The organism is Flagellimonas sp. L-11 (genome assembly GCF_056857735.1).
On the sequence record NZ_JBSXNR010000045.1, the window covers coordinates 1 to 2,266 of the forward strand.

3 protein-coding genes are annotated in these 2,266 nt (G+C 43.5%); all 3 read left to right on the plus strand.

Features of this window, described 5'->3' with window-relative positions; translation table 11 throughout:
• Positions 1-478: DDE-type integrase/transposase/recombinase (locus AC13CC_RS07080; RefSeq protein WP_482875566.1), on the plus strand; the 478-nt coding region annotated here is incomplete at its 5' end.
• Positions 479-756: 278 nt separating this feature from the next.
• Positions 757-1,524 carry a type IV toxin-antitoxin system AbiEi family antitoxin gene (locus AC13CC_RS07085; RefSeq protein ID WP_482875567.1) on the plus strand — a complete coding sequence of 256 codons (768 nt, stop codon included), beginning with the start codon at positions 757-759 and terminating at the stop codon, positions 1,522-1,524.
• Entirely contained in the window at positions 1,524-2,138 is a 615-nt protein-coding gene (locus AC13CC_RS07090; RefSeq protein ID WP_482875568.1) for a nucleotidyl transferase AbiEii/AbiGii toxin family protein, read from the plus strand. The genes AC13CC_RS07085 and AC13CC_RS07090 overlap by 1 nt, the downstream gene beginning before the upstream one ends.
• Positions 2,139-2,266: the final 128 nt, after the last annotated feature.

A 2,266-nucleotide genomic window follows, 5' to 3' on the forward strand; every position in this document is an offset into this window, starting at 1 on the left:
TGCCAAGCACCCCGATGGCTTCAAGCTCTCACAGTTCAAGTATTGGTACGCCGAATGGCGCAAGGAGACCTCTCCGGTAATGCACATGGAGCACAAGGCCGGCGACAAGCTCTTTATAGACTTCACGGGAAAGAAACTCCATATTGTTGACAGGGACACCGGTGAACTGAAGGAACTGGAGGTGTTCGTGCGTATACTCGGTAGCAGCCAATACACTTATGTAGAGGCCTGTGCAAGCCAAAAACTGGAGGACTTCATCCGCTGCACCGAGAACGCACTATGGTTCTACGGCGGCGTACCAAAGGCCTTGGTGCCCGACAACCTTAAGTCGGCGGTTACCAAGAGCAGCCGTTACGAGCCCAAGGTCAACGAGGTGTTCGCCGACTTTGCCGAACACTACGAAACGGCAGTACTGCCCACATGTACCTATAGGCCAAGCCCAAGGCCTATCAGGGGTTTTTTGAATAAACAAACCTGAGTATACAAAATAAGTCAAACTTGTCTTGGGGTTTGCTATCAATAACATTTCCCCTATTGATCATTTTTATGTTGCAAGTCCAATCATACCAAACGACAGTTCTTGGACATTTACAAGCAGAGCCGTGAAGAAAGCTGGAGGCTGGACCTTCCGTATAGTATTCACAGTATATTCAGAATAGTTTAAAAACATACTTTTTTTAGTACTATAAGTACCAAAATATCAATTAAAACAAACTATTCTTTGTCTTGGTTTAAAAAAAATACTAAATTAGTACTATGAGTACTAAAAATAGAATAAAAATAAACCAACTCTTGCAATCACAGCCGTCAGGGACGGTATTTCTGTCTTCATGGCTTGTGGAACATGGGTATAGCCATGACCTTTTACGGAGGTACAAGAGCAGTAACTGGTTGACCTCTATAGGTTCCGGCGCAATGATCAGAACCGGGGATAAAGTGGGTTACGAGGGAGCTTTATATACCTTACAGCAGCAAGGTGGGGTGCCAGTGCATCTGGGAGGAAAGACCGCTTTGGCCTTGCAGGGCAGGGCCCATTACTTGGATTTGAATGTACAACAGTTGTTTTTGTTTTGCGGGAACAATAGTACGCTTCCGTCCTGGTTTTTGAATCATGACTGGGGGTACAGGATAACCCCGATACACACCTCTTTTCTTCCTTACGATATAGGATTGACATCGATACCTCACAAAACGTTTACCTTAAAAGTGGCCAATCCGGAAAGGGCCCTATTGGAATGTCTTTATTTGACCCCGAGGGTCCATTCCTTATTGGAATGTTATGAAGTCATGGAGGGAATGAACAATCTCAGGCCCAAACAGGTCCAACTTTTACTGGAAAAGTGCACATCCATAAAAGTGAAACGGTTGTTCCTTTATATGGCAGAAAAGGCCAATCATCGTTGGTTTGACTATGTTGATACCGAACAGGTACATCTTGGGAGTGGTAAACGTGCCTTCGTCAGGGAAGGTGGGGTGTATAATTCCAAATATAGGATAACGGTACCTAAAGAACTGGAGGATTAATGGAAATAAAGGAAGTTTATAAAATACAGGTAGCACTTTTGTTACAGGTATTGCCCGAAGTGGCCAAGGAAGCAGATTTTGCATTGCATGGTGGTACGGCAATCAATCTTTTTGTAAGGGAAATGCCCAGACTCTCCGTGGACTTGGACATCACCTATATGCCTATCGAGGACAGGGCCACCTCGTTGTCAAAAATTATAGCAGCGTTAAAACGTATAAAGGCAAATATAGCGTCCATTGTACCCAAGGTACACATAACCCTTGATGAAAAAATACTGAAGCTTTTGATCTCAACCCCTTCTGCCCAGATAAAATTGGAGGTCAATCAGGCCAATAGGGGCGTTTTGGAAACTCCAAAAGAAATGATGCTCTGTCAAAGGGCACAGGATGAATTTAATGCATTTGCCGCCATTACTGTGGTTTCACTGTCCCAACTTTATGGAGGTAAGATATGTGCCGCTTTGGACAGACAGCATCCAAGGGACTTGTTCGATATTAAACTGTTGATGGAGCATGAGGGATTTACCAAAGGGATAAAGGAAGGCTTTATCCTTTGTCTTTTGAGCAGCAACAGACCTTTATATGAGATATTGAACCCAAATCCTTTAGATTAGATTTCCATTTAAGAACCGTCATTGTTGATTCCTAATAGTTGGTCATCGCACTAAATCTTTGTCCTTTATTTTATGGATAACTTTGGTAGTAATCAAAAAGAGAATGGGGTGAACTCGGCCCAAATCAG